Origin of the sequence: Hyphomonas sp. (assembly GCF_041398385.1) — a bacterium.
Classification (GTDB): domain Bacteria; phylum Pseudomonadota; class Alphaproteobacteria; order Caulobacterales; family Hyphomonadaceae; genus Hyphomonas.
Map to the genome: position 1 here is coordinate 546,730 of NZ_JAWKUW010000001.1, position 23,922 is coordinate 570,651.

The following is a 23,922-nucleotide window of genomic DNA, read 5'->3' on the forward strand; positions in this document are numbered from 1 at the left end:
AAGCCTGTCGCAAAGCTTCGATGGACAGGGGCGCCCGGATGATGGAAAACCGCAGCCATGAAAGCGCTCATTCCCCTCTCCGCCCTCGCCCTGATCGCTGCCTGCAGCACCCTTCCGCGCCCCCGGCCGCCGGTCGCCGAGGCGCCGCCCGTCGCGGAACCTGCCCCGCCTGCGGCGAAGCCGTCTTCCGGCGAACAATGGCTGTTCGGCTCGGCAGAGGCCTCGGTCGCCCTGCGTCAGGACTGGAATGCCATCGCCGCCTATGTCGAGGCGAAGGCCGACGCCCGCCCGAACGCCAGCGTCGTGCTCGCCTCCCGCGCCACGGCTGACGCGCCCGCCTTCCTCGCCTGCGGCGACCGGCCGATGGCCGCCGTCTTCGATGCCGACGAAACCCTGATCTGGAACATGGGTTCCATGGGCTATTTCGCGCGCACCGGCATCGGCTTCGATCCCGCCATCTGGGACCAGTGGGAAAAGACCGGCGCCGGCAAGGCCGTAGCCATTCCCGGCGTGAAGGACGCCTTCAAACGCATCCGCGCCGCGGGCGTCGAGATCATCGTCAACACCAACCGCTCGAACGAAAATTATGCCGGCACCGCCGACACGCTGAAAGCCGCTGGCCTTGGCGAGTTCGCTCATGGCAGCACGCTTTACCTCCGCGGCGATGCACCGGACGGCTCCGGCAAGGATGGCCGCCGCGCGATGATTTCCGCGAATTACTGCATCATCGCCCTCGCCGGCGACCAGCTGGGCGACATTTCCGACATCTTCAACGACAAGTCTCTCACCCCACCCGCCCGCAAGGCGCTGACCAATGCGCCGGCCTTCGACCAGATGTGGGGCAATGGCTGGTTCATCCTGCCGAACCCGCTCTATGGCCCTTCCATTGCCGGCACGATGGATGACGTCTTCCCGCCGGAAACCGATTGGGCACCGCCCGCGACGGAGTAGTCTCCCGTGATCGTCTTCATCCATGGCGTTCCCGATACGCCGCGCCTCTGGGGTCCGCTCGTCGATGCACTCGGTCTTCAGCCGTCGGACTATTCGGCGCCGGCCCTGCCCGGCTTCAGTGCCCCGCTTCCGCCCGGCTTTGCCTGCACCAAGGATGCCTATGCCGACTATATGGTGGCGCATATCGAACGCATCGGTACGAAGATTGATCTCGTCGGCCATGACTGGGGTGCCCTCATCGCCCAGCGCGTCGCCAGCCTCCGGCCGGACCTGATCCGCACCTGGTGCGTCACCAATGCCGTGATCGATCCGGACTATCGCGGCCACCGCACCGCCCGCATGTGGGCAACGCCCCTGCTCGGCGAGTTCGTGATGCTGAACATGCGCAATCAGGCGCGGCTCGAAGCCGGCCTTGTCCAGGGCGGCATGCCGGCCGATCTCGCAAGAGAGGAAGTGCCGCACATCGACCGCACCATGAGGCAGTCGATCCTGAAACTCTACCGCTCCGCCATCGGCCTGCGCTTTTCAGGGCCCTGGGTCAGCGACCTTGCCCGCCTGCCTTCGCCCGGCCAGCTCTTCTGGGGCGAGACGGACCCCTTCGTGGACCTTTCCGTCGCCGAACGCTTCGCGAAGCAACACAACGTCCCCCTCCACGTCGCCAAAGGCGCCGGCCACTGGGCCTGCGCCGAACGCGCCGACGAATTCGCCGGTGTTCTGAAGACGCTGTGGGCGAAGGGCTGATCTGAACCTCCCCCCTCCGACCGCTTCGCGGCCACCTCCCCCGTAAACGGGGGAGGAAAATCGTGTCGCATGGACCGGACTCATCCTCCCCCGCTTGCGGGGGAGGTGGCAGGCGGCGCAGCCGGCTGACGGAGGGGGCCTCTCCCCGCCCAGTTCGCCCGAACCTGCAGCACTTGCGGCGCCGAAAATAAATCCATCCAACACCCCCGGAACCGGGCGTATTCTTGGCGGATGTCGTTCCTCTGCCCGCCTCCCGGATTCCCGGTGCATCTTGTGGCCATGTGGCCGCTGATCTGGCTGCAGGTGCTGGTGCTGCGCGCTTATGTGCGCGCCACCTATGGTCCGGGTACGCCCTATCACTGGAGCGTCACCCTGTGCGGGCGGGCTTACATCACAAGCATCGATCCTGCCTGCAAATCGCCGCCGGACTGGCTGGTGCCATCGCCTTACAGAAACAGATTGCTGATGGCGTCGCTTCAGCCCCTTCTCCCTTGGGAGAAGGGGTTGGGGATGAGGGGTAGCAGACCCTCGTTTCGCGTATTGATGTGCGGAGAAGCACCGGCATGTCCCCTCACCCCTGCCCCTCTCCCAAGGGAGAGGGGTTTACCCCTGCCCGAAACCTGACCCGGCGCACCGCTCCGTAATCAGATGTCCCCGCAAAGCGCCTTCACGGGCGTCGCAGCTGCAGGCGCGCCTGTAGCCGTTCAGGCGGCTTCCTTGCCCGGCGTGCCGAGTTCCTGCTTCACGCGTTCAGCCAGCTGACGAACTGTGAAGGGCTTTGGCAGAAAGGAAACAGCGCGGTCATCGTCGAGCTGCTGGGCAATATCCCGCTCGGCATAGCCGGAAATGAAGATAACGCGTGCATGGCCAAGCAGCTCCTTGGCCTCGCGGATCAGGGTCGGCCCGTCCTTGCCCGGCATGACGACATCGGAAATGACGAGGTCGAACGAGCCCGGCTGGTCCTCAAGGATGTCCATGGCTTCTTCGCCGTCGCAGGCTTCTTCCACCTCATAGCCGCGCGAGCGCAGCAGAGAGGCCGCGATGCCGCGCACGCCATCCTCGTCCTCGATCAGCAGGATCCGTCCGCGTCCGGAGATATCCATCGGCCGCGCCGCCGTCTTCTCCGTCGCAATGGTCTCGACCGGGGCCGGGATGTCTTCCGCCTTCAGGGCCGGCAGGTAGATGTGGAAAGTCGTGCCCTTGCCAATGCCCGACGTCGTGCAGATATAGCCGCCCGACTGCTTGATGATGCCGTAAACGGTCGCAAGCCCAAGGCCCGTACCGACGCCGGCTTCCTTGGTCGTGAAGAAGGGCTGGAAGATCTTGTCCATGACATCTTTCGTCATGCCATGCCCGGTGTCTTCCACCTCGATCAGCATATAGTCGCCATCCTCGACAAAGCCGAAGCCCTTGGCATGGGCATCCTTGCCGGTCGCCCGCGCCGTGCGGATCGTCAGCTTGCCGCCATTCTTGTGGCTCAGCATCGCATCGCGCGCATTGGTGGCGAGGTTGAACAGCGCGTTTTCGAGCTGGTTCTTGTCTGCCTTGATGTAAGGCACATCGCGGCCATGCTTGACGTCCATCTCGATCCGCTCGTCCAGCAGCTGCCGCAGGAGAATGGAAAATTCCGTCATCCAGTCGGTGACGGCGAAGACTTCCCGCTTGAAGGTTTGCTGGCGCGCATAGGCCAGCAGCATCTTCACCAGTTCCTTCGCGCGCATCGAGAATTCATGGATCGACTGAAGGTTGGCATACGAAGGATCGCCCAGCGGATGGCGCACCATCAGCTGTTCATTGTTGAGAATGATCCCCTGCAGTACATTGTTGAAATCGTGCGCGACGCCCCCGGCCAGCTGGCCGATGGCCTGCATCTTCTCGCCATGGGCGAGGCGGATTTCCAGCTGGCGCTGCTCGGTGATGTCCATGACATAAGCCACCGAAGGCCGGCCGCTGCCATCGAGGGCAACAAACACGTTGACGTGGCGCGGGTTCTTGCCGGCAATACGCAGGCCGACCGGCTTGTCGATCGCATCGACCAGCGCCTTGCTGAGCGTGTCCTCGCCATCCTCGGCCTGGAACAGGCCGGAGAATTTCTGGCCCGGTGCCGCCTGGCCATCCGTCATCTCCATCAGTGCACGGTTCGCATCGAGGATCACCGCGCCCTGAACGCTGTCGCCCTGAAGACGCACCGCGCCGAACGGCGCATCGTCGAACATCGGATCGCCATCGACGCGCGGCGGACGCGAGCTGGAAAGGGCGAAGCGCTCTTCGCCACCATTCATCACCTGCGCGCTGGCGAGCAGGATGGTACGGCCGGAGGCCTCTGCTCCGCGTCCGGACCATGTGGTGATCGCCTGAACCGGGATCTCGATGCCGTCGCGGCCGCGCAGCTGGATGTCCGCCCGGCCCGGCAGGCCTGTCTTGCGGTCTCGGCCCAGCATCTTCACGAATTCCGGGCGCATGATGTCGTCGATACGGATATTGCGCGCCGTCTCCGGCAGACCCAGCGTGTCGCGCAGCCAAGAGTTTGCATAGGTGATCGTGCCGTCCGGACGCGCCGCGAAGAAGCCCATCGGCGCATCTTCGACATAGAGCGATTTCAGGTCCGCTGCGCCGGTTGCCTCACGCTCGCCGGCAATCGGGCGAATGCGCCAGAGCACCTTGCCGCGCGGCAGCGGCGATACGGAAATCTCGTACTGCGCCGGCACCTGCTCCGGGCCGATCGTGATCGGAGGCAGGATCTCGCGGCGGGACAGGCCGACCTTCGCATCCTTCGACAAGCGATAGACCGGCGCCGCAAGGCCGGGGCTCGCGCCGAACAGGCGATCGACGGTCACAGGGGCGCTGTCATTGCTCCCGCCTACCATCAGGGCAAGGCGCGTAAGATCCTTGTACGCATTATTCGCTGCCACCGGGGCGCCGCCCTGATCCGCGATCAGCACGCACTCATCCAGCGCCTCGATCCAGCCAAAGCGCGGCTGGCTTGCCTGTGCCGCACGGATCGCGGAGCCGCGTTCCGGGAACAGGCCCAGCATGCGGCCAGCGCCGCGAACAGTCCACAGCAGGAAAACAAGCCCGCCCGAAGCCATCGCGATCAACAGGATCGGGCCCGGTGCGCCGGACGCCCGCGGCCAAGCCAGCGCGACGCTGGCGGCAGCAATCGAAATCAGGAGACAGCCCCAGAACAGGAGCTGCATCACGTCAACCCGCTGGCGCGGCGTGCTCAGCAATTCCTCGCCGGCATCGATTGCGTCGTCCTGGTCCTCATTGTTCCGGTTCAGACTGTCCATGTGGCTACCTTACTCCCGGCGGCCCTCGCGAAACCGCGCCGGGCAATAACAATTGGCCGCGCCGGCAAGCCGACTCAGCCATACAGAATCCTAGTCTAGCGAGGATAAGGCAGCAAAGGTTAACGAAAGCAAAAAAAGCGTTAAGACTTGCAGCTGAATTTACAGAATCTGCGATATCGGACCCCCCCATGAGACAGGCTTTCGGCGCCCTTTTTCTCTGTTTTTCGCTGGCTGCGTGCAGCTCCCTGACAGCCGCTCTGTTCAAGCCCGACCTCCAGACAACCGCCGTCTCCCTGGAAGCCGGCGACTGGAAACTCGATCCTGACCATGCCGCCCTGATCTTCCGGATCGACCATCTCGGCTATTCCGACCTGATCGGCCGGTTCGACCGGTTCGAGGTCTCGCTGACCGGCGACGGAACCCGGCCGGACGAGGCGCGGGTGAGCGCCCTGATCGACATTGCCTCGCTCGACATGGGCAATGACAGCTTTGCCGAAGACCTCAAAGGCGCGCGCTGGTTCGATGCGGCCCGGTATCCGCAGGCAGCCTTCACCACGGTCAGCGTCACGCCAACCGGAGAAAACACGGCAGATGTTGCCGGCGAACTGACACTTAAAGGCAAGGCCCAGCCGGTGACCCTGCACGTCACCCTGAACGGGACCGCCTATGACCGGCTCCGGGGCACGGATGTGGCGGGATTCAGCGCGGAAACGACGATCAGCCGCTCGGCCTTCGGCCTCGACGCGTTTTCAGGTCTTGTGACGGACGACGTCCGCATCGAGATCGAAGCGGAACTGTTGAAGCAGTAGCCGGGATCAGAAGCCCGGCTTGCGGCGGGTAATGCGCAGGGCCATCCGATTGCCTTTGCGGCCGATCTGGCCTTCGGCGATGACCGGGCCGTCCCGACCGCCGGAGAGGAGCTCCACCGGCTGATCCGCAGGAACACCGAGGAGCAGCGTCGAGCCTGGTGTCAGGTCCGACAGGCGAGACAGCGGTACGGCGAGGCTCGCCACCCGTGCCGTCATCACGACTGTCAGGCCGCCTTGTGCAGCTGCCGGTGCAGGCATAGGTGCGGCCAGGGCAGCCGCCCCGGCTTCAGGCGGATCCTCGAACAGTCCGTCGCCGGCAAGGATCAGGCGGGCGGCAAAGGTGCCGGACTCCACACGCACATCGAAGTCGATAATCTCTGCGCTGCCCGGCCGGGCCAGCGCCGCGGCGAATTCGGCATCGATCTCGACCCCGGCAAAGCCGAAGCCCGGCCCGATGGCGGCACCGATCGGGCGGACAAGGCCTTCCAGAAGCGCGCTGTCGAGCGGCGTCAGATGGCGCGGGCTCCAGGGGCCCTGGCGGCCGCCACAGGCAGTCTCGATCAGCGTGTTCGCGAGTTGCGGCGACAGGACGAGCATGGCGTCCACTTCGCCCTCCCCCGTCGCGAAACAGGCGATGGCGGCGCCGCGTCCGGCAATTTCCGTTTCCAGCCCGGCCTCGAAATCACCGGTCTGAACCGTGCGGGCAACGGCCGCCGCCTTGAGGCCGCATCCCTTGCGAAGGGCCAGCGACAGGCGCGACGCCATCCGGCGGGCCGCTTCGGGAATATCCGATGACGGTTTTGAAGCAGGCCGCGATGCCGGTTTCGTCTCAACGTCCGGCAGGCGTTTTTCCTCGATCGCGGCAGGTTCCGGTTCCGCCGGAATGTCCGACAGGTCTGGTCGCAACAGTGCTTCGATCTCAGCCGCGCTCAACAGCCCGCGTGCCGACGGCAGGGGCCTGTCGGGTGTCAGGGGCTCGAAGGTGGTGGGCATGTCGATCATGACCTCCGTCTCGCGACGAGGCGACATGTCCCACCCGTCTTCGGCGGGGAAAGGGAGATCAGGCTTCATGCGCGTGCGGATCCGTATTCTGTCCTTTCTGGGCCGGAGAAGGTTAACGGGCGGTTAGGACTTTCCGGAGGCGCCTGCACTCCGGACGGTCCGGACTGTGCGATTCGCCGCCAGACTAACAAACCAGCGCCCTACGTTAAACATGAGGGATCAGTCTTAAGACCCTGATTACCAAGGCGTAAGACATCGTTTGGACCTTGCTGGCATTGTGGTCCCTGACGCAGCAAGCCTCCTGAGTACCGGAGCGCCGTGGCGTTGGGGATGATGAAAAAAAGCGGCGGCGCCACCATATCGGGGGCGCCGCCTTTTCAATTCCAGCTGTATGGACGCGCTCAGTCGTCGCGCAGCGTGCGTTCCTTGCGCTCGTGGCGTTCCTGGGCTTCGAGGCTCATCGTCGCCGTCGGGCGGGCTTCCAGGCGGCGGATGCCGATCGGGTCACCGGTCACTTCGCAATAACCGTAAGTGCCGTCGTCGATGCGGCGCAGGGCGGCTTCGATCTTGGAAATCAGCTTGCGCTGGCGGTCGCGGGTGCGCAGTTCCAGGGCCTTGTCGCTTTCCGCGGAGGCGCGGTCCACAATGTCCGGCAGCGAACCGGACTCGTCCTGAAGGTTGTTGATGGTCTGCTTGGCGCCGCTCAGGATTTCGGCTTTCCAGTTCTCGAGCAGCCGGCGGAAATACACCAGCTGCTTAGCGTTCATGAACTCCTCGTCTTCCGAGGGGCGATAGTCATCTGCAATATCTACGCTCATCGCAGGACACCTCATGTGAACTTGGCCGGGATATAGAGCCCCAATCGATTCCCCGCAATTGTCTGAACTGTGATAATTTCACCAATAGTTTCAGGCAATTGGGGCCAAATCCGGCAAAAATCATGTCATTGTGATCGCTCCGGCTCCATCCGAAGCGCACAATGCAGTGCAATTTGCAGGCCGGGACTTGATCTTTGAGGCCTGCGCGCGCTCTATGAAAACTCGCCCGGCACACAGCAATTACAGCGGTTTGAGCGTTCATGGCCCGACGCCGTAAAAGAACCGACAAGACGTCCGGCTGGATGCAGGCGGTCGTGTTCAATTCCCTCCTGATCCTGTTGCCGGTTGTCGGCGCGCAGGTGATCGGGTCGGCCTTTTCCGGGGCCGCATTTTCCGACTCTCCGGGCATCGAAGCGATTGACCAGACCCGCCGCAACATCGACGACGCCTTTACGTCCTTCGCCCCGCGCAATTCGGGCGACCGGGCCCAATTCTGGTATGATCTCGTCGACCGCGAGCTGAGCGAACAGGACGTCGCCGCGGCTCACGGTTTCCTCCTGGCCGCGCCGCAGATGCTGGACAAGAAGGATGTGCGGGAGCTGATGGCCGCGGCAGATGCCGAGCGGTTCAATCGCGCCGATGAACGCCTCGCCGCTGCGGCGCTGCGCAAGCTGCCGACCGAAATCAGCCTGAAATACGAGCAGGCGCAGGTCTCCGCCCGGGTGCTCGATACGCAATCCGAAGCGCCCGAGACGCCGGAAGCGGAACTCACTGAAAATCCGGACGCGCCGGAAACCGGGATCGGCGGACCGGAAGTGGATATCGCCGGGCCGGACCGGTCGGACGAGACGCGCTTCCGCCTGCTCGGCACGTTTGAAGACCTCGCGGAAAATTCCGAACGCTGGCTGCATGGCGACCGGGTCGACGCCATTGCGCTGAAGATCACCGCGATCGGCCTCATCGAAGCGGAAAGCACCGACGGCCTGTCGGACGCCAATATCCGCGCCGCGTCGATCCTGAAATCGGCGCTCCGCTCCCGGCGCATGACCGATGATTTCAAGGATTACCTTACAGCGCGCGTCAATGCCGCCCTGCCCGACAATGTCCTGCGCCCCGCGCTCACCACGGCGCTTGGCGGCCTTGCCACAACGGAAGTGCGCACGGAACGGGTCAAGGCGGCGTATATCGGCGCCATCGATCCGCGCGGCCTGCAAAGACTGGAATCGGACCTCGAACAGATCGACCGCATCGGCGGCCTGACCAGCCCGCGCGCCACGATCACCCTGCTCCAGCAGGCCGAAGACAGTTCCGACCTGCGCCGCATCCGTCTTGTCGCCGAAGCCGGCGGCGACCGGGCCGTCGCGCTGGTGAAGCAATCCGGAAATGCGGCGCTGCGGGTCGCCGATACCGGAATCCGCTGGACCATGCACATGGTGCTTCAGGTCATGGGGATGACGCTGTCCGCCATGGCGATGCTGTTTGTCACCTGGTCGACGCTGAAGCGGAACATCCGCCTGCGCAAACGCGCCCACGGCCCTTTGCCGAACTGAGTGCGACGCCAGGTCAGAGCGCAAAGGCGCCCTTGATTCCATCAATCAGCAACTGCACTGACAGGGCGGCGAGGATCACGCCGAAGATCCGGGTCATCGCACCGGCCACGCTCGCGCCCAGCATCCGCACCAGCGGGCCAGCGGCGACGAAGATCAGCAGCGTCAGAAGCAGGTTGAGGCCGATGGACAGAAGGATGACCCCCTTCTCCGCCCAATTGTCCGCATCCGACATATAGAACATCGCTGTCGCAATGGAGCCGGGACCGGCGATCATCGGAATGCCGATCGGGAACACGGAAATATCGTCTGGCTCCGGATCAGCCTTGTGGCTGCCGATATGTTCCTCTGCGCGGTGCTCGCGGCGCTCGGTACGCTTTTCGAACACCATGTCGAGTGCGATCAGGAAGAGGAGCGCGCCACCTGCCGCCCGGAAGGCGTCGATGGAAATATGCATGGCGTCCATCAGCCACGCGCCGCCAAACGCGAACGAGAACATGATGATCGTCGCCACGAAGGTCGACTTCACTGCCATGTTCCGGCGATAGGCCGGATTGCCCCGCGCCGTCAGGGTCGCAAAGACAGGGGCCACGCCAAGAGCGTCGATCAGCACGAAGAAGGTGACGAAGCTGGCCGTAAAGAGGGAAAGGAGGTCTGCGCTCATGCGCGGCGCTCTATCCTCTGTGCGTGGTGACGTCGAGGATTTCCTGCACTGCAGGTGCAATCACCAGCGAGCGCGGCCCGGACGAGAAATGCGACAGATCCGCAGCGCCCGAAGCCAGTGCGACCATCATCTTGTGGCCGCGCAGCCGTTGCAGCAGGCCGTCATTACCCCGCGGACCATCGGCACGCGCCAGCCTGCCATCGCCAAGATCGACCGTCACGCCGTCCCCGCTGCCGGATTCCAGCAGGCGGATGGCATCGTCCAGCGCCAGGGGGCGGGCTTCAGGAGTGGGTTGGGTGCGCATGACCGAGCCGTCCGCCATCATGCAGCATCCAGGCTGCTCGCATCGAGCAGGCGCCGGCAGCGGCTGAGCGCGCGGTAAAGATTGGCGCTCGCGACATCGGCCGAGATTTCGAGCACGGCGTCGCGGTCGTCCTTGCCTTCGCAACTGGCCATGAGGGCGGCGAGGGATTCGGCGGCCTGCGCATAAGCGGGCCCATCCGATTCGCCGAGCAGGTACATCTGCATGACGCAGAAATAAGCCCGTGCGGCCGGCGTCGTTGCGTCCTGCGGATGGAGGATGTCCTTCTCGCGCAGGATGCGGGCGTGGTTTTCCAGCAGCAGCACACCCCTCCGGTCGCCATTGCGCACGACAGCGCCGTTCACAACGAACGTCTCTCCCGGCTTCAACGACAGTTTCAGGGGCATGGCAGTAAACCCAATGCGGCGAATTTTGCAGAGGATTGCAGCAAGGCGTTAACGCATGATTGCCGTCCCGCTAACTTTCCGGAAGCGTGAAAGCCTGCTTTTTCAGGGAATAATGTGCCATGCGCCCGGTTCCGGACAGAACCCTTGGATCATAAGGCCTGCATCGGGCCATCCCGCGTCCCTGCCAGCCTGGCCAGACAGGGGATGGACCGGTGCGGCGCTGAGCTGAAGCTTGAGGCTCCGCGGCGGCGCGCATGGCCCCTCCTGTTTAGCACAGAGCGGATCTGCGGAAAAACGAAACCCGTGCTGCGCTGCAAGGTGGCCTTCCCGCCACGTCAGCGCTTGCCCCTTCTCCGCCCTTCCCTATTGTGAGGCAAACGGCAGAGTAAGGACGGGAAGCCCCATGCGTTTCGAAGGCACCGAAGATTATGTTGCAACAGACGATCTGCGCGTGGCCGTCAACGCCGCCATCGCGCTGGAGCGCCCGCTGCTGGTGAAGGGCGAGCCCGGCACCGGCAAGACGGTGCTGGCCATCGAGGTTGCCAAGGCGCTCGGCTGCGAGCTGATCGAGTGGCACATCAAATCGACCACGAAAGCTGCCCAGGGCCTCTACGAATATGACGCCGTCTCGCGCCTGCGCGATGGCCAGATGGGTGAGGAGCGTGCCAAGGACGTGCGCAACTACATCAAGAAAGGCAAGCTGTGGGAGGCCTTCACCGCGGCGAAGCGCCCCGTGCTGCTGATCGACGAGATCGACAAGGCCGACATCGAATTCCCGAACGACCTCCTGCAGGAGCTCGACCGGATGGAGTTCTATGTCTACGAGACGGACGAGACGGTGAAGGCGAAACAGCGCCCCATCGTGATCATCACCTCGAACAATGAGAAGGAATTGCCGGACGCGTTCCTGCGCCGCTGCTTCTTCCACTTCATCAAGTTCCCGGACGAGGAGACGATGCAGGACATCATCGACGTTCACTATCCGGGCATCAAGAAGAAGCTGGTCGCCGACGCGTTGACCACATTCTACGCCATGCGCGAACTGCCGGGCGTGAAGAAGAAGCCGTCGACCAGCGAGCTGCTGGACTGGCTGAAGCTGCTGATGAACGAGGATATCGACCTTGAGACCCTCAAGGAGAAGGATCCGGACCGTCTGACGCCGCCGCTGCACGGTGCGCTGCTGAAGAACGAGCAGGACATCGCCCTCTTCGAACGCCTCGCCTTCCTCGCCCGCCGGCAGGACGGCCCGCAACGCCGGGGTCCGTCCGGCGGCTAAGTTCATCAATTGGGGGACAGAATGAAGATCAGATCGACACTTGCAGCCCTGCTGCTGGCAGCGGGCATTGCCGCCTGCGCGTCTGCGCCGGAACCGGAGGCACCTGCCCCCGTCACGCTCAGCGATGAGGCGTTCACCGCGCTCAGCAAGGCGGCCCAAAGCGAGAAGACCCAGCCGGCGCGCGAAGCGGCGCTGACCGCCCTCATCTCACGGGACGACATTACAGACCGCCAGCGCGCCGAGGCCTATTACGAGCGCGGCTTCCTGCGCGGGAACTATGTGCGCGACGATGTCTGGGCCTATCCGCAATGCGCGGTTGTCGACTACATGAAGATGCAGGAACTGGCGCCCGACCATCGCTGGATCAAAGGGATGGAAGAAGACCGGGAATACCAGTTCAGCCGGTTCCAGTACGACACGTTCAACAGCGCCCCGCAGGAATGCAAGGACGCCGCCGCAGAGGCGTTCGCGGAGCTGCACTGAACGCGCCCCGAAGACGCACGTCAGAATCCCTCGACAAGCCCAAAGAAGCCATGTGTAAGTTCCCGCCAAAGTGGAGGGGAATATGTGGCAGGGATCAAAATGGCTGGCCGCGGCAAGCAGCCTGGCGCTGGCAGCATGCGCATCAACGGGTCCGGTCAGTCCGGCAGCAGCAATTGCGGGGCCCGAAGTCGTCGCAGGCTCAGACTTCAGCCCACTTGAAAGCGGAGGCATCTGGCATCCGGCAAGCAAGGGGCAATGCCCCGAAGAACTTGCGGGCTTCGATTTTGCTGAGCCGACTCTTTTCAAGCCGGATGGGACGGATGTCGGCTGCCAGTACGCATCGGACCAAGATGGCGGCCACTTGACCGTCTACTTCTACCTGCTGGACCGTGTCCCAACAGCCGCGGCGGCCGCGCAGGAAGCGGGGGATGCCATCGTCCAGCGCTTCCCGGAAGCGGAATATCTGGAAGACGACAGCTCCGCCTGCACTACGGCAATTGACCTGATGAGCGGTCTCGGCGGCATGCTCGACGGGAACAGCCAGGAGAATACAACGATCACAGTCGGTAAAACTCCGTGCCTGCTGTTCCGCGTAAACTACGGAGTTGCAGCCGTGGCGACGGACAAGATTGGCCCATGGCATCTGAAAGTCCGTATCACCCGGAAGGCGGGAGACGGCGACATCGCTGATGTCATATCGCGCATGACAGAAACCATGCAGCAGGAGGCAGCGTGGATGGCTGGCAAACCCGCGATAAATATTGAGCGACTGCTGCGCCCAAGCCGAGAGGGCTCAGCACCAGCGCAAAGCGAAACCTAGGGGCTCTCCGGTCTGCCTAATCCCCATCGCTGACGGGCGTCACGCCTTTTACCGGAGGGCGGAAATTCACGTCCTCGCGGCTGCGCAGGAAGTCGGCCATCTTGGTCTTGTCCGTGCGCTCGTCTGCCCAGGTCTTCCAGGCGAGGTACATCCAGCCGGCATGGAAGGCGAGGCCGGCGGCAAGTGCGAGCCAGCCGGGGATCGGCCCGATATGCGCCCGGCGCATGAAATGGGCGAAATTGTCCACATCGGTCGGATGCATGGCGATCTTGGCGTAATAGGCCGCGCCCTGAATGGCGAAGATCCAGCCATAATTGCGGCGCAGCCGCCGTCCGATCGCCCGGATCATCGGGATCCGGTATTGCGGCTTCTCGTAGTCGTCCGAAAGGGCGGTGCCGCGGTCGAGCGGGATCTTGGCCCCCTCCCCGCGCAGCATCGGCACATAGAACGCAATCTCCAGCACCCGCGCCCGGAACCTCCAGACATAGAAGAAACGGTACCGCCGCGCCTCCAGCATCAGGAACATGACGCAGAGCGCCCCGACCAGCACGATGGGGAACGGTGACGAACGCTCCGTCGCAAAGGCCGCCGACAGGCCGATGCCGGTGGAAATCACCGCCCAATTGGTGGTCTGGTCGAGCCGCTGGCGCCAGACCGTCGAGCGATAGACTTCTGCCCGGTAGAGATGCGCGATGGCGCCCACTTCCTTGCTGCCGCAAATGGAGGTGGGTGGATCCCCGTCCGGGTCGGACGCCAGATTGGTTTCGAATTCTTCGTCAAGTTCTGTCATGTCGGGTCCACTATTGCGCCGTTTGACGGCGGCGCCTAGGCCCGGACCTTCACGATCGGATGATCATTCGCCGCAATAGCCGCGCGTCAGGATGGCACCATAGCCTTCCATCGCCGCGCGCACGAAGCGTGTGTCGTCCCCGGCCCCTTCGCGGCGGATCCGCTCCGCCAGCGCCCCGGAATTGCCCGTGATGCGCGCCCGCCAATAGGCATAGCGCAGGCCGTCCGGCTCGACCGTCAGGGCCGCGGCCCGGTCGAAAGCCGCAAGATCGCAGCTTTCCATGGCCAGTTCCGCAAGCACATGGCCGAAGTCGCCCCGCTCGAAATCGCCGCCCGGACGGGCCGGTCCGGCCTCGCCGGCCAGCTCGAACATGGCGGAGACCAGTCGGTTCCGGGTCGCAGCGTCCGGCGCGAGCCGGGCGCCGGCAGCCATGATTTCCGGCCGGCCCATATTGAACGGCGCGGTGCCCGCGCGGGCCCGGCTGAGAAACCCGTCCCAGCCGGCTGAGGCGATCACCTCTTTGGCGCGCGCCTCGGAATAATCCGGATAGGCCGGCCGGGGCGCTGCCACGCTCCCGAGCCGGTGCTGCCAGTCTGACAGCAGCGCGTCGTCCCCACTCAGCGCAACCATATCCAGGAAAATGGGCTTCAGCCTGTCCCTCCGGTCTGCCGGAAAGCTCGCTGCGGCCTCCCAGATCGCCTGAAGCATGCAGGCAGGCTCCCCGGAACGGTCGCAGGCGACGCCCGCGAACGCCGGAGGCGCCGCCAGCAACGACACCAGGAAAGCCAGACCAGCCCAAATCCTCATGCAAACCCGCATACGGCGCGGAACCTGAACGCAGGATGAGCGGCAGGTTCGCGCTGCGTCAGCTTGGACACCGACGCCCCACCGGGTTACACTTTCAAACTGCCATTCAGGAGCCTCGCCCCATGTTCCTCAATTTCTTCAACGAGCTGCGCCAGGCGCAGGTGCCCGTGACGCTGAAGGAATACCTGATGCTGATGGAGGCGATGGACAAACAGATCATCGATATGGATGTCGAGGACTTCTACTACCTTTCCCGCGCCGCGCTGGTGAAGGACGAAAAGAACATCGACAAGTTCGACAAGGTCTTCAGCCACGTCTTCAAGGGCCTCGATTCGATGGCGGACGCCGTCGATGTGCAGGATCTGCCGGAAGAGTGGCTGCGCAAAATGTCCGAGAAATTCCTGACCAAGGAAGAGATGGACCAGATCGAGGCCATGGGCGGCTTCGAGAAGCTCATGGAGACCCTCAAGCAGCGGCTTGAGGAACAGAAGAAGCGCCATGAAGGCGGCAACAAGTGGATCGGTACCGGCGGCACCTCGCCCTTCGGGGCCAATGGCTACAATCCGGAAGGCGTGCGCATCGGACAGGAAAAATCCCGCCACCGCCGCGCCGTAAAAGTGTGGGACAAGCGCGAGTTCAAGAATTACGACGACAATGTCGAACTCGGCACACGGAACATCAAGGTCGCCATGAAGCGGCTGCGCAAATGGGCCCGCAAGGGCGCGCCGGACGAACTGGACCTCGACCAGACCATCCGCAATACGGCACGCAAGGGCTATCTCGATATCGAGATGCGCCCGGAAAAGCGCAACACGGTCTCCGTGCTTCTGCTGCTGGACGTCGGCGGCTCGATGGACCCTTATGTGCGGATCATGGAGGAGCTGTTCTCGGCCGCGAAGTCCGAGATCAAGAACCTCGAATACTATTACTTCCACAACTGCCCCTATGAAGGCCTGTGGAAGGACAACCGCCGGCGCATGAACAATCGAATCCCGACCTGGGACGTGCTGAACAAGTATCCGTCCGACTACAAGGTCATCATCGTCGGCGACGCCACGATGAGCCCCTATGAGATCACCTATGCCGGCGGATCGGTCGAGCACTGGAACGAGGAAGCCGGCGGCATCTGGATCCAGCGCTTCGTGCAGCGCTATCCGCACCTCGTCTGGCTGAACCCGGTCAAGGAAGGCGCGTGGGAATTCACCGGTTCGATCAAGCTCATCCGTGAACTGATCGGCGGACACCGCATGTTCGAGCTGACCCTTGGCGGGCTCGACGAAGCCATGAAGGAGCTGAGCCGCTGACCCTGGAGCCGGTCGACACAGATATCTGGATCGCCGAAGGCGGCGTCGTCGACTTCTACGGTTTCCCCTACCCAACGCGCTCAGTCATCGTCCGCCTGCCGGATGGAAAGCTCTGGATCTGGTCGCCCATCGCACTCAGCGATGAACTGAGAGCCGAAGTGCAGGCGCTGGGCCCGGTGGCGCATCTGGTCAGCCCCAACAAGATCCACCACCTCTTCCTGCCTGACTGGCATGCTGACTGGCCAGACGCGAAGCTGTGGGGGCCGAAGTCGACCCTCCGCAAGCGGAACGACCTGACCTTCGAGGCAGCACTGGAAAACACGCCGCCCGAGGCGTGGCAAGGCGTTTTCGAACAGGCCCTGTTCCGTGGCTCGCCCCTGTTCGAGGAAGTCGCCTTCGTGCACCGCCCGTCCGGCACGGTGATTTTCGCGGACCTGTCAGAGAATTTTTCCGACGACTTCCTCTGCCATCACTGGAAGCCATGGCAGCGATCGATTGCGAAAGTCTGGGGCATTGTGGTGGGCAAAGGCTATGCTCCGCTCGAACTCCGCCTCAGCTGGCTGGACCGGGCGCCGGCGCGAAAGGCTCTTGAGCGGATCCTTGAAACCCGTCCGCAGCGCGTGATCATGGCACATGGCGACTGGATCAGATCCGGCGGGGAGGCTTATCTTCACCGGGCATTCAAATGGCTGCTCAGGCCTTGAGGAGGACGCAGTTTGGAAGAGACCGTTTCCACCCGGCGGGCGGGCCAGCATGACGAGCTACTTATCGTCACCATTGAGCGCCCCGCTGCGCGCAATGCCGTCAATGCCCACACCGCTGACGCGCTTTATGAAGTGTTCAAGGGCTTCAATGCCGATGGCGCCCTCAGCGTCGCGATCCTGACCGGGGCGGGCGGGAATTTCTGCGCCGGTGCTGACCTCAAGGCGATATCGACGGGCCATCCCAACCGGTTCAGCGTCGACGGCGATTACGGCCCGATGGGGCCAACCCGGCTCGAACTGTCGAAACCCGTGATTGCCGCCGTCGACGGCTATGCCGTGGCGGGCGGGCTGGAACTGGCGATCTGGTGCGACCTGCGCGTCGTTTCGCCTTCGGCGAAGTTCGGCGTGTTCTGCCGGCGCTTCGGCGTGCCGCTGATCGATGGAGGGACCGTGCGCCTGCCCCGCCTCATCGGCCAGTCGCGGGCGATGGACATGATCCTCACCGGCCGGGAAGTCGACGCCGCCGAGGCGCTGCAGATGGGGCTTGCGAATTATGCGACCCCGGACGAAACCGCCCTGCCCCGCGCCATCGAACTCGCCGGTCAGATTGCCGGCTTCCCTCAGGTCTGCATGCGCAACGACCGGATGTCAGCCCTGAAGCAATGGAGCCTCAGCGAGGCAGAGGCCCTGCATGTCGAAAGCCAGCTCGGCCGAGATACGATCCGGACCGGCAGTGCAACCGGCGGCGCCTCGAAGTTTGCCGGCGGCAAAGGACGCAACGGGCATTTCGACTGACGGCTTACCAGCCGCCGCCACCACCGCCGCCACCGCCGCCACCGGAAAAGCCGCCACCGCCGCTGCCGGACGAGCCGGAGCTTTGTGGCAAGGAACTCGACACGCCTGTATTCATGCTGGACATGATGGCGTCATTCATGCCGCCGATATTGCGGAACGAACGGTCGCCGAACTGGCCCCAGGCGGGTGAGTATGCCTTTGCCACATCGGGAAGCTGGCGCTCAAAATATTGCGTCCACGGCTTTTCGACATTGAGCGCGACAGCATAGGGCAGGAATTTCTCGTAGCGCTCAAGGCTCATCGGCGGGGGCGCATCGCTGCCGACCTTGACCGAATTCATCTGCAGCTTTTCGGCGGTTTCGAGATAGAGCTTGAAACCTGCGACCTCGCTTCGCACTTTCTGCCCCTTCGGCGTGGGCGCCGGCATCAGGTACATGAAGAGGCCGTTGAGCCCGGCAAAGGCGAGGACCACCAGCGTGTGCCAGCCGGTCCAGTTCACAGCCTGCCACACGGCAAACACCACCGCCGCAACCGTCATCAGCGCCGCTGCGATCGTGTAGCCGATATTCCATCGGAAATACGCACTGCCATACCGGCCCGCCAGCGACCTGCGGAACGATTCATAGGCCGACGTAAATCCCGCATCGTATTTCTTGCCAAGTACGCGCTGGCCGGACCCGCCCAGAAGGCTGCCATTGAGCGAAGCTTCTTCCAGAAAGAGCGTTGTTCCTTCCGCAGCCGGCTTGCGCGTCAGCGTGGTGGTTTTCTTGTCCGACGCATCGATCTCGACGAGGCCCTTGACGCCAAGCCCGATCAGCGTGGCGATCAGTGCCTGATGCCCGCGCAGGCCTCGATAATAGATATAATGCGCCGCGGCCGGGGAATAGCCTTCGGGCGGCTCATAGCGCGGGAACAGCGGCGGTTTCGGCGGATCTTCCCCTACTTTCTGGAAGCTTGAAACGAGGAACCAGAAGACACCGCAGAAGGAGGCGATGAGCGCAGCAAGTGCGCCATGGCGGAACCACCAGAGCATGCCCTTGTCGCCGAGCGAGGGCGGCGCGATTGCCCCCTTCGCCATGTCCAGCGAGATCGTCAGCCCCTGCTGGACATCGAGCGGGCGGCTGGCCTCGAATACATGGACCGCGCCGTCCTGCCGGTAAGTATAGTCATGCCCTTCATCGCCATAGCCGCCTGTATAGCCGCTCTGTCCGGTCATGATCGCACCATCCGGCAGGGTGATGCGGGCAGACGCTTCCTCGATCGGGAACAGCCAGTAATTGCCGGTGACGTTCCAGTAGAGTTCGTCACGATCCTCGAAATACCGGATCTGGTTTTTCACCAGGTATTGGATCTCGTACACATGGTCGCCGTTTTCGATGAACACATCGGCATCGCCGATCCGGATCCGGAAGGCATTGCCGTCGACCTCGGTACTGTAGGGTTCCTTGTGGCCGTCGCGGCGGATGCGGCGGATGTCGTACTGATAGGGCAGCTTGTCCCCTTCCCGCGCGTCGTCGGCATAGAAGCGGGGAAATTCGCGAAAGATGCCGCGGCGGATCTGGTAGCCTTCGGAGGTGACGTCGATGGTTTCGGTGACGAGAATGTCACCGTCTGCCTGCACCTCGATGGCGACATCGAACCGTTTGATTGTCTCTTCCGCCGCGCCGGCCAGCGCAAACAGGCACGCGGCGAGGACGAGCAGCAGCGACCGGACCATCAGCCCGCACCCCCAAGGTCCACTTTCGGCAGGGCCCGGTCGGGCATCTCTATCTCGAAAAAGGTGCGCGTCCGGAAGCCGAACATGCCGGCGAACAGGTTTGCCGGAAAACTCTCCACCATCGTGTTCAATTCGCGCACCGCGCCATTGTAGAAGCGGCGCGCCATTTCGATCTTGTCCTCGGTGTCGGAAAGTTCCCGCTGCAATTCGAGAAAGTTCTGGCTGGCTTTCATGTCGGGATAGTCTTCCGCAACTGCCATCATCCTGGCAACCGGCCGGGAGAGCGCTGTCTCGGCCGCCGCGCGTCCGGCCGGATCGTCACCGGCCGCCATCGCCGCGGCGCGCTTCTCGGCCACTTCGGTGAACAGGCCCTTCTCATGGGCGGCGTAGCCCTGAATGGTGCTGACGAGCTGCGGGATCAGATTGGCGCGGCGCTTCAGCTGGACGTCAATGTCCGACCAGCCATTGTTCGCCATCTGCGATTTCTGGACGAGGCCGTTATAGGTGATGACCAGTCCAACAGCGACGAGGGCAAGACCGCCCAGAAAGAACAGTTGCAGCACGGGCCAGATCCTCCATGACAGGATGACCTGCATATCGGGCATTCGCGCCCCTGTTAAGGAAAATCAGGGCCGCTCGCAAAGCCTCTGCCATTCCGCGGCCGTGACCTCCCAGACCAGCGAATCGCGCGTCGTGCCATCCGGCCGTGTGCTGGTCACCTGCCCCATCCGGCGGAAGCCGAGACCGTCCAGCAGGCGCTGCGTGATGACATTCTCGAGGCTCGCCGTCTCGCATATCAGGTCGAGGCCTAGCATCTCGAACATCCAGCTGAATGTCCGCGCGGCGCCGGAAGTTCCCGTACCCTTGCCATGCAGGGAGGGATGGATTGCGCCGCCGATCTCGCCGGCTGCCCAGTCCGGCCAGACCTGGATGTCCGAATAGCCGAGAATGTCGCCGGTGCCCGGATCGTTCACGAAGAGAAGGCCGGTTCCTTCCGCCTGCTGGCGCTGATGGTCTTCAATGAAGGCGCGCACGCTGTCTTCGGTCAGCGGCCGGGGCAGGGAATAAATCGGCGCATGAACGGCGGGATCGGAAAGCAGCGCGAGCAGGGCCGCAGCATCCTCCGGCCGGGCAAGCCGCGACTCGGACATCCGCTCCGCCCGGCGCACAGCCTCGCGGATCGCGTCTGCCTCTGCCGCCGGAACGGCGCGGCGGGTAACAGGGATGCCCTCTGCCATTCCGGCAGGATGCGGCAAGGGTCCGCCCTGCTCAATCCGTCACCCGGCGTCAAAGCCGATTGACCGGACCCGCGGCCGCGTCCAAACCAGCGCGGATGAACGACGCCACCGTTTCCCCCTCGCCCGGCCGGGCCCATGGCAAAAACGCCTTCTTTTTCGTGATCGTCACCGTGGCGCTGGACATGCTGGCCTTCGGCCTGATCATTCCGGTGGTCCCGGCGCTGATCCGCGAGCTGACCCATGTGTCCTCCGAGGAGGCAACGCTCTGGCTCGGGCCTCTGGCGGCGACCTATGCCGTGATGAACTTCCTGTTCGGCCCGGTGATGGGCGCCTTGTCGGACCGGTTCGGCCGTCGTCCGGTCCTGCTCGCCTCCGTCGCGACCCTGGTGATCGACTTCCTCGTCATGGGCCTTGCCCACAATATCTGGCTGCTGTTCATCGGACGGGCGCTGTCAGGCATTTCAGGCGCCACCTATTCCACTGCAAACGCTTATATCGCCGATGTCACGACGCCGGAGGAACGCGGGCGCGCCTTCGGCATGATTGGCGCCGCTTTCGGCTTCGGCTTCGTGTTCGGTCCGGTGATCGGCGGCTTCCTCGGTGAAGTCGATCCGCGCGCGCCTTTCTTTGCGGGCGCCGGCCTCGCGCTGCTCAACTTTCTCTATGGCCTGTTCGTTCTGCCGGAATCGCATGCACCGGAAAACCGGCGGGCCTTCAACCTCAGCCGGGCCAATCCGCTGGGCGCTGCGCGACATTTCTCGAAACTGCCGAAAGTGCGCTGGTTCCTGGTGGGCGCCGGCATCTTCATGCTGGCACACACGGTCTTCCCGTCGACCTGGAACGTCTATGGCGAGATCCGTTATGACTGGTCGCCAAGGGAAATCGGCTTCTCGCTGGGCCTCGTCGGCATCGGCGCAGCGGTCGTGCAGGCAGGCCTCATGGGCGCGATCCTGAAACGGCTCGGCACAGTACGCACCGCCCTCTTCGGCCAGATGGTGAACGTGCTCAGCCTCATGGCCTTCGCCTTCGCGATCCATCCCCTGATCGCCTATCTGATCATACCTTTCAGCTCGCTGGGCGGGGTGGCTGCGCCGGCGGTCAATTCGCTGATGTCGAGCGTCACGCCCGCGAATGCACAGGGCGAACTTCAGGGCGCGAACTCCAGCCTCAATGCCATGGCCATGATTATCGGGCCGCTGACCATGAATACCGTCCTGTACAGCTTCACCCGGGATGGAGCCGCCGTGCATTTCGCCGGCGCAGCCTTCCTGCTCGCGGCCGTGCTGACCGCGCTGTCCATGCTGCCATTCCTGAAAGGTGTCGCGGCGAACCGCGATGTCCTGCCGGCCACGGCCGGATAGATATTAGCCCTTCGGCTTCATGAGGAAGCCCGCCGCCCATCCGAGGGCCGCACCGCCCGCCGCACCTTCCAGCAGGCTGCGCAGACAGCGCAGCGCCATCCCTGTCAGGGCCGCCGCATCGAGCCCAGCCTCGGCAAGACCGAAATGTGCCGCAAGGCCCCCGATCATTCCTCCCAGCAGTGCGCCTGTCATGTTTCCCGCGCTCAGCCGCGCAATCGCGAGACCGGCCACGACCCCGCCCACAGAGGCGAGCAGGACGGACTGGAAAAACGGGTCCGACAGGATCGAGACAAGGACACCCACAGCCAAACCTCCAAACGTTGAGCCCGCGTCAGGCGCGTCCACGCCTGCGCGCGCCTCATGATGCCTGACAGGTTGCCATGCGCAACCGATGCAGGCAAACAGCGGAGCAATGGTAACCTCCCGCCCTGCCCTGTTCCTCGACCGCGACGGCGTGATCAACGTCGACAAGGGCTATGTCAGCCGGATCGAGGATTTCGAATGGGTGGACGGCGTGGCCGAGACCATCGCTGCCTTCAACCAACGTGGCTGGTATGTCTTCGTCGTCACCAACCAGTCAGGTATTGCCCGGAACTATTACACCGAGGCGGACATGCACGCCCTGCACGACTGGATGCAGGTGGAACTTGCCAGGGCCGGCGCGCAGATAGACCGGATCTATTACTGCCCGTTCCATCAGGAAGGCGAAAACGCCGCCTACCGGAAGGACAGTTTCGACCGCAAGCCGAAGCCCGGCATGCTGCTGCGCGCGATGAGCGACTTCCCGGTGAAACGTGAGCAGAGCATGATGATTGGTGACAAGGAAGCCGACATGGAGGCAGCGAAAGCCGCCGGCATCGCCGGATTCCTCTTTACCGGCGGCAATCTTGCGACCTTTGCCGAATGGACCCTCGCCGGTTTCGAGGACGGCAACCGGGGTTAGACCGGCTCCAGCGTCTTCGGGTCGATGCCGCCCATCCGGCAGACCTCTTTCCACTCGGACGCCGTCACCGGCTGAACCGAGAGACGGAAGGAGGTGACGAGGCTCATATCTTTCAGCTTCGGATTGGCCTTCACATCCTTCAACGAAACCGGCTTCGGCATCGGCGCCAGCGCCTTCACCCAGACGCAATCCCAGCGCTCATCGTCCGTGGTCGAATCGGGCGTGCTTTCCTTGCACACTTCGACAATCCCAACGACCTCCAGCCCCTGGTTGGAGTGGTAGAAGAACAGGCGGTCGCCGAGTTTCATCTCGCGCATATTGTTGCGCGCGGTGTAGTTGCGGATGCCGCTCCACTCCTCGCCTTCTTCGCCCTTGGCAACCTGCTGGTCCCAGCTCCACGCATCCGGCTCGGACTTTATCAGCCAATACTTCATGCCGCCTAGACCGCCTTGGCGCGGATGGCTTCGGCATGAGCTTCCTCAATCCCGAGCGTATGCGCAAGGCGGGCCAGGAAGCCGCGCTCGGCACGGGTGGGGTCGCCGGTGACAAGGCAGGCGGCGGCGTAGATCTGCGCCGCGTGGTTCGGCGTTTTCGCGGCGGCGGCAATCTTCTTCAGCGTTTCGGCTTCCGGCCGCTCATTGGTCAGGAGGTCGCGGTCACGTTTGCCAGTGCCGGATTCCTTCAGGGCCTCGGCAAGCGAGGTTTTCTCCGGCTCGCTCAGCGCGCCATCGGCCCAGGCCGCAGCGACCATCGTGCGCACGAGCGCCTCGGCGAATTCCGGGTCCATCTTCTTGTCGGTGACAAAGCCGAGCTTGCCGGGATCGATGTCGCCGGTTGCGCGCTTGCCCTGCCGGTCGAGCCAGGCCTTGTAGGCGAGCGCGCCGAGACCTGCGACAGCACCCGTCTTTGCCGCGCCGCCGATGAAGCGCCGGCCGCCTTTCGTGCCCAGCATGGCGGCGAGCAGGAGCGCGCCTGCGCCGGTCGCGGCAATCTGCGTGTTGCGGTCAGTCTTCAGCTTTTCGAGCGCCTCTTTCGACAGATCCTTGCCGCGCTGCATCGCCTGCTCGAGTTCGAGTTCCTTGGCGGTCTGCTTGGCCTGCTTCTGGAGGTCAGCAAAAATTGTCGCGAAGTCCATGGCTCGTGTCCTTTTCTTT

Annotated in this window: 26 protein-coding genes; 12 read left to right on the forward strand and 14 right to left on the reverse strand. The window is 63.7% G+C overall.

Annotation, left to right across the window (positions count from 1 at the left end):
- Positions 1–57 precede the first annotated feature (57 nt).
- Both R3C13_RS02645 and R3C13_RS02650 read left to right on the forward strand, forming a co-directional pair.
- A complete protein-coding gene (locus R3C13_RS02645; protein WP_371309241.1) occupies positions 58–951 on the forward strand; it encodes a 5'-nucleotidase, lipoprotein e(P4) family in 894 nt (297 codons plus the stop codon).
- A gap of 6 nt (positions 952–957) precedes the next feature.
- A complete protein-coding gene (locus R3C13_RS02650; protein ID WP_371309242.1) occupies positions 958–1,692 on the forward strand; it encodes an alpha/beta fold hydrolase in 735 nt (244 codons plus the stop codon).
- A 704-nt stretch (positions 1,693–2,396) separates the two neighbouring features.
- On the opposite strand, the gene R3C13_RS02655 is transcribed toward R3C13_RS02650, so the two are convergent.
- Positions 2,397–4,982: a response regulator gene (locus R3C13_RS02655; RefSeq protein ID WP_371309243.1), complete on the reverse strand. Its 2,586-nt coding sequence runs from the start codon at positions 4,980–4,982 to the stop codon at positions 2,397–2,399.
- Positions 4,983–5,170: 188 nt separating this feature from the next.
- On the opposite strand from R3C13_RS02655, the gene R3C13_RS02660 reads away from it, so the two are divergent.
- Positions 5,171–5,791 carry a YceI family protein gene (locus R3C13_RS02660; RefSeq protein WP_371309244.1) on the forward strand — a complete coding sequence of 207 codons (621 nt, stop codon included), beginning with the start codon at positions 5,171–5,173 and terminating at the stop codon, positions 5,789–5,791.
- Between the two features lie 6 nt (positions 5,792–5,797).
- Here the strand turns inward: R3C13_RS02660 and R3C13_RS02665 are convergent, their stop codons facing one another.
- Together R3C13_RS02665 and dksA are read right to left on the reverse strand one after the other, a co-directional pair.
- Positions 5,798–6,862, reverse strand: a complete 1,065-nt coding sequence (locus R3C13_RS02665) for a FliM/FliN family flagellar motor switch protein (protein WP_371309245.1) — start codon at positions 6,860–6,862, stop codon at positions 5,798–5,800.
- A gap of 332 nt (positions 6,863–7,194) precedes the next feature.
- Positions 7,195–7,611: an RNA polymerase-binding protein DksA gene (dksA, locus tag R3C13_RS02670; RefSeq protein WP_371309246.1), complete on the reverse strand. Its 417-nt coding sequence runs from the start codon at positions 7,609–7,611 to the stop codon at positions 7,195–7,197.
- A gap of 260 nt (positions 7,612–7,871) precedes the next feature.
- Between dksA and R3C13_RS02675 the strand changes: the two genes are divergently transcribed.
- Positions 7,872–9,161 carry a hypothetical protein gene (locus R3C13_RS02675; RefSeq protein ID WP_371309247.1) on the forward strand — a complete coding sequence of 430 codons (1,290 nt, stop codon included), beginning with the start codon at positions 7,872–7,874 and terminating at the stop codon, positions 9,159–9,161.
- A 13-nt stretch (positions 9,162–9,174) separates the two neighbouring features.
- On the opposite strand, the gene R3C13_RS02680 is transcribed toward R3C13_RS02675, so the two are convergent.
- Genes R3C13_RS02680 through flbT form a run of 3 tightly spaced genes read right to left on the reverse strand, consistent with a single transcriptional unit; the run spans position 9,175 to position 10,530 of the window.
- Positions 9,175–9,822: a MarC family protein gene (locus R3C13_RS02680; RefSeq protein ID WP_371309248.1), complete on the reverse strand. Its 648-nt coding sequence runs from the start codon at positions 9,820–9,822 to the stop codon at positions 9,175–9,177.
- A gap of 10 nt (positions 9,823–9,832) precedes the next feature.
- Positions 9,833–10,147, reverse strand: a complete 315-nt coding sequence (locus tag R3C13_RS02685; RefSeq protein WP_371309249.1) for a hypothetical protein — start codon at positions 10,145–10,147, stop codon at positions 9,833–9,835.
- Positions 10,144–10,530 (reverse strand): flagellar biosynthesis repressor FlbT, encoded by a 387-nt coding sequence (gene flbT, locus R3C13_RS02690; protein ID WP_371309250.1) that lies wholly within the window; start codon positions 10,528–10,530, stop codon positions 10,144–10,146. The genes R3C13_RS02685 and flbT overlap by 4 nt, the downstream gene beginning before the upstream one ends.
- A gap of 403 nt (positions 10,531–10,933) precedes the next feature.
- Here flbT and R3C13_RS02695 point away from each other — a divergent pair, with 403 nt between their 5' ends.
- The 3 genes from R3C13_RS02695 (at position 10,934) to R3C13_RS02705 (ending at position 13,109) form a co-directional block, all read left to right on the forward strand.
- Positions 10,934–11,806 (forward strand): AAA family ATPase, encoded by an 873-nt coding sequence (locus tag R3C13_RS02695; protein ID WP_371309251.1) that lies wholly within the window; start codon positions 10,934–10,936, stop codon positions 11,804–11,806.
- 21 nt (positions 11,807–11,827) lie between these two features.
- Positions 11,828–12,289 (forward strand): hypothetical protein, encoded by a 462-nt coding sequence (locus R3C13_RS02700; RefSeq protein ID WP_371309252.1) that lies wholly within the window; start codon positions 11,828–11,830, stop codon positions 12,287–12,289.
- Between the two features lie 82 nt (positions 12,290–12,371).
- Positions 12,372–13,109, forward strand: coding sequence for a hypothetical protein (locus R3C13_RS02705; protein WP_371309253.1), 738 nt, complete (start codon positions 12,372–12,374; stop codon positions 13,107–13,109).
- Between the two features lie 16 nt (positions 13,110–13,125).
- Here the strand turns inward: R3C13_RS02705 and R3C13_RS02710 are convergent, their stop codons facing one another.
- Both R3C13_RS02710 and R3C13_RS02715 read right to left on the reverse strand, forming a co-directional pair.
- Positions 13,126–13,899, reverse strand: coding sequence for a DUF2270 domain-containing protein (locus R3C13_RS02710; RefSeq protein WP_371309254.1), 774 nt, complete (start codon positions 13,897–13,899; stop codon positions 13,126–13,128).
- 63 nt (positions 13,900–13,962) lie between these two features.
- Positions 13,963–14,607, reverse strand: coding sequence for a hypothetical protein (locus tag R3C13_RS02715; RefSeq protein ID WP_371309255.1), 645 nt, complete (start codon positions 14,605–14,607; stop codon positions 13,963–13,965).
- A 221-nt stretch (positions 14,608–14,828) separates the two neighbouring features.
- Here R3C13_RS02715 and R3C13_RS02720 point away from each other — a divergent pair, with 221 nt between their 5' ends.
- From R3C13_RS02720 to R3C13_RS02730, 3 genes are read left to right on the forward strand one after another with little or no spacing between them, the layout of a single operon-like run.
- Complete coding sequence (locus R3C13_RS02720) at positions 14,829–16,010, forward strand: VWA domain-containing protein (protein WP_371309256.1); 1,182 nt, start codon at positions 14,829–14,831, stop codon at positions 16,008–16,010.
- Positions 16,011–16,039: 29 nt separating this feature from the next.
- Entirely contained in the window at positions 16,040–16,714 is a 675-nt protein-coding gene (locus R3C13_RS02725; RefSeq protein ID WP_371309636.1) for a DUF4336 domain-containing protein, read from the forward strand.
- 12 nt (positions 16,715–16,726) lie between these two features.
- Positions 16,727–17,509 carry a crotonase/enoyl-CoA hydratase family protein gene (locus R3C13_RS02730; protein ID WP_371309257.1) on the forward strand — a complete coding sequence of 261 codons (783 nt, stop codon included), beginning with the start codon at positions 16,727–16,729 and terminating at the stop codon, positions 17,507–17,509.
- Positions 17,510–17,513: 4 nt separating this feature from the next.
- Here R3C13_RS02730 and R3C13_RS02735 read toward each other — a convergent pair whose 3' ends face one another.
- From R3C13_RS02735 to R3C13_RS02745, 3 genes are read right to left on the reverse strand one after another with little or no spacing between them, the layout of a single operon-like run.
- Complete coding sequence (locus R3C13_RS02735; protein ID WP_371309258.1) at positions 17,514–19,226, reverse strand: DUF2207 domain-containing protein; 1,713 nt, start codon at positions 19,224–19,226, stop codon at positions 17,514–17,516.
- The gene (locus R3C13_RS02740) at positions 19,226–19,822 is read right to left on the reverse strand and encodes a LemA family protein (protein ID WP_371309637.1); all 597 of its coding nucleotides are present in this window, start codon (positions 19,820–19,822) and stop codon (positions 19,226–19,228) included. The genes R3C13_RS02735 and R3C13_RS02740 overlap by 1 nt, the downstream gene beginning before the upstream one ends.
- Before the next feature lie 30 nt (positions 19,823–19,852).
- A complete protein-coding gene (locus R3C13_RS02745; protein ID WP_371309259.1) occupies positions 19,853–20,464 on the reverse strand; it encodes a GNAT family N-acetyltransferase in 612 nt (203 codons plus the stop codon).
- A 95-nt stretch (positions 20,465–20,559) separates the two neighbouring features.
- On the opposite strand from R3C13_RS02745, the gene R3C13_RS02750 reads away from it, so the two are divergent.
- Positions 20,560–21,825: a TCR/Tet family MFS transporter gene (locus R3C13_RS02750; protein WP_371309260.1), complete on the forward strand. Its 1,266-nt coding sequence runs from the start codon at positions 20,560–20,562 to the stop codon at positions 21,823–21,825.
- A gap of 3 nt (positions 21,826–21,828) precedes the next feature.
- On the opposite strand, the gene R3C13_RS02755 is transcribed toward R3C13_RS02750, so the two are convergent.
- Complete coding sequence (locus R3C13_RS02755) at positions 21,829–22,128, reverse strand: hypothetical protein (RefSeq protein WP_371309261.1); 300 nt, start codon at positions 22,126–22,128, stop codon at positions 21,829–21,831.
- Positions 22,129–22,237: 109 nt separating this feature from the next.
- Here R3C13_RS02755 and R3C13_RS02760 point away from each other — a divergent pair, with 109 nt between their 5' ends.
- Positions 22,238–22,768 (forward strand): D-glycero-alpha-D-manno-heptose-1,7-bisphosphate 7-phosphatase, encoded by a 531-nt coding sequence (locus R3C13_RS02760; protein WP_371309262.1) that lies wholly within the window; start codon positions 22,238–22,240, stop codon positions 22,766–22,768.
- Here the strand turns inward: R3C13_RS02760 and R3C13_RS02765 are convergent.
- Positions 22,765–23,202 (reverse strand): EVE domain-containing protein, encoded by a 438-nt coding sequence (locus R3C13_RS02765; protein WP_371309263.1) that lies wholly within the window; start codon positions 23,200–23,202, stop codon positions 22,765–22,767. The two genes, R3C13_RS02760 and R3C13_RS02765, sit on opposite strands and share 4 nt — an antisense overlap.
- Before the next feature lie 5 nt (positions 23,203–23,207).
- Positions 23,208–23,903: a tellurite resistance TerB family protein gene (locus R3C13_RS02770; RefSeq protein WP_371309264.1), complete on the reverse strand. Its 696-nt coding sequence runs from the start codon at positions 23,901–23,903 to the stop codon at positions 23,208–23,210.
- Positions 23,904–23,922: the final 19 nt, after the last annotated feature.

Bases quoted from the DNA above. Each gene is read 5' to 3' on its own strand.
- R3C13_RS02705 (WP_371309253.1), top strand. From the start codon at position 12,372: ATGTGGCAGGGATCAAAATGGCTGGCCGCGGCAAGCAGCCTGGCGCTG.
- R3C13_RS02770 (WP_371309264.1), bottom strand. From the start codon at position 23,903: ATGGACTTCGCGACAATTTTTGCTGACCTCCAGAAGCAGGCCAAGCAG.
- R3C13_RS02660 (WP_371309244.1), top strand. From the start codon at position 5,171: ATGAGACAGGCTTTCGGCGCCCTTTTTCTCTGTTTTTCGCTGGCTGCG.
- R3C13_RS02675 (WP_371309247.1), top strand. From the start codon at position 7,872: ATGGCCCGACGCCGTAAAAGAACCGACAAGACGTCCGGCTGGATGCAG.
- flbT (WP_371309250.1), bottom strand. From the start codon at position 10,530: ATGCCCCTGAAACTGTCGTTGAAGCCGGGAGAGACGTTCGTTGTGAAC.
- R3C13_RS02655 (WP_371309243.1), bottom strand. From the start codon at position 4,982: ATGGACAGTCTGAACCGGAACAATGAGGACCAGGACGACGCAATCGAT.
- R3C13_RS02680 (WP_371309248.1), bottom strand. From the start codon at position 9,822: ATGAGCGCAGACCTCCTTTCCCTCTTTACGGCCAGCTTCGTCACCTTC.
- R3C13_RS02665 (WP_371309245.1), bottom strand. From the start codon at position 6,862: ATGAAGCCTGATCTCCCTTTCCCCGCCGAAGACGGGTGGGACATGTCG.
- R3C13_RS02735 (WP_371309258.1), bottom strand. From the start codon at position 19,226: ATGGTCCGGTCGCTGCTGCTCGTCCTCGCCGCGTGCCTGTTTGCGCTG.
- R3C13_RS02695 (WP_371309251.1), top strand. From the start codon at position 10,934: ATGCGTTTCGAAGGCACCGAAGATTATGTTGCAACAGACGATCTGCGC.
- R3C13_RS02700 (WP_371309252.1), top strand. From the start codon at position 11,828: ATGAAGATCAGATCGACACTTGCAGCCCTGCTGCTGGCAGCGGGCATT.
- R3C13_RS02740 (WP_371309637.1), bottom strand. From the start codon at position 19,822: ATGCAGGTCATCCTGTCATGGAGGATCTGGCCCGTGCTGCAACTGTTC.
- R3C13_RS02720 (WP_371309256.1), top strand. From the start codon at position 14,829: ATGTTCCTCAATTTCTTCAACGAGCTGCGCCAGGCGCAGGTGCCCGTG.
- R3C13_RS02750 (WP_371309260.1), top strand. From the start codon at position 20,560: ATGAACGACGCCACCGTTTCCCCCTCGCCCGGCCGGGCCCATGGCAAA.
- R3C13_RS02645 (WP_371309241.1), top strand. From the start codon at position 58: ATGAAAGCGCTCATTCCCCTCTCCGCCCTCGCCCTGATCGCTGCCTGC.
- dksA (WP_371309246.1), bottom strand. From the start codon at position 7,611: ATGAGCGTAGATATTGCAGATGACTATCGCCCCTCGGAAGACGAGGAG.
- R3C13_RS02710 (WP_371309254.1), bottom strand. From the start codon at position 13,899: ATGACAGAACTTGACGAAGAATTCGAAACCAATCTGGCGTCCGACCCG.
- R3C13_RS02745 (WP_371309259.1), bottom strand. From the start codon at position 20,464: ATGGCAGAGGGCATCCCTGTTACCCGCCGCGCCGTTCCGGCGGCAGAG.
- R3C13_RS02715 (WP_371309255.1), bottom strand. From the start codon at position 14,607: ATGCTTCAGGCGATCTGGGAGGCCGCAGCGAGCTTTCCGGCAGACCGG.
- R3C13_RS02760 (WP_371309262.1), top strand. From the start codon at position 22,238: ATGGTAACCTCCCGCCCTGCCCTGTTCCTCGACCGCGACGGCGTGATC.
- R3C13_RS02765 (WP_371309263.1), bottom strand. From the start codon at position 23,202: ATGAAGTATTGGCTGATAAAGTCCGAGCCGGATGCGTGGAGCTGGGAC.
- R3C13_RS02685 (WP_371309249.1), bottom strand. From the start codon at position 10,147: ATGATGGCGGACGGCTCGGTCATGCGCACCCAACCCACTCCTGAAGCC.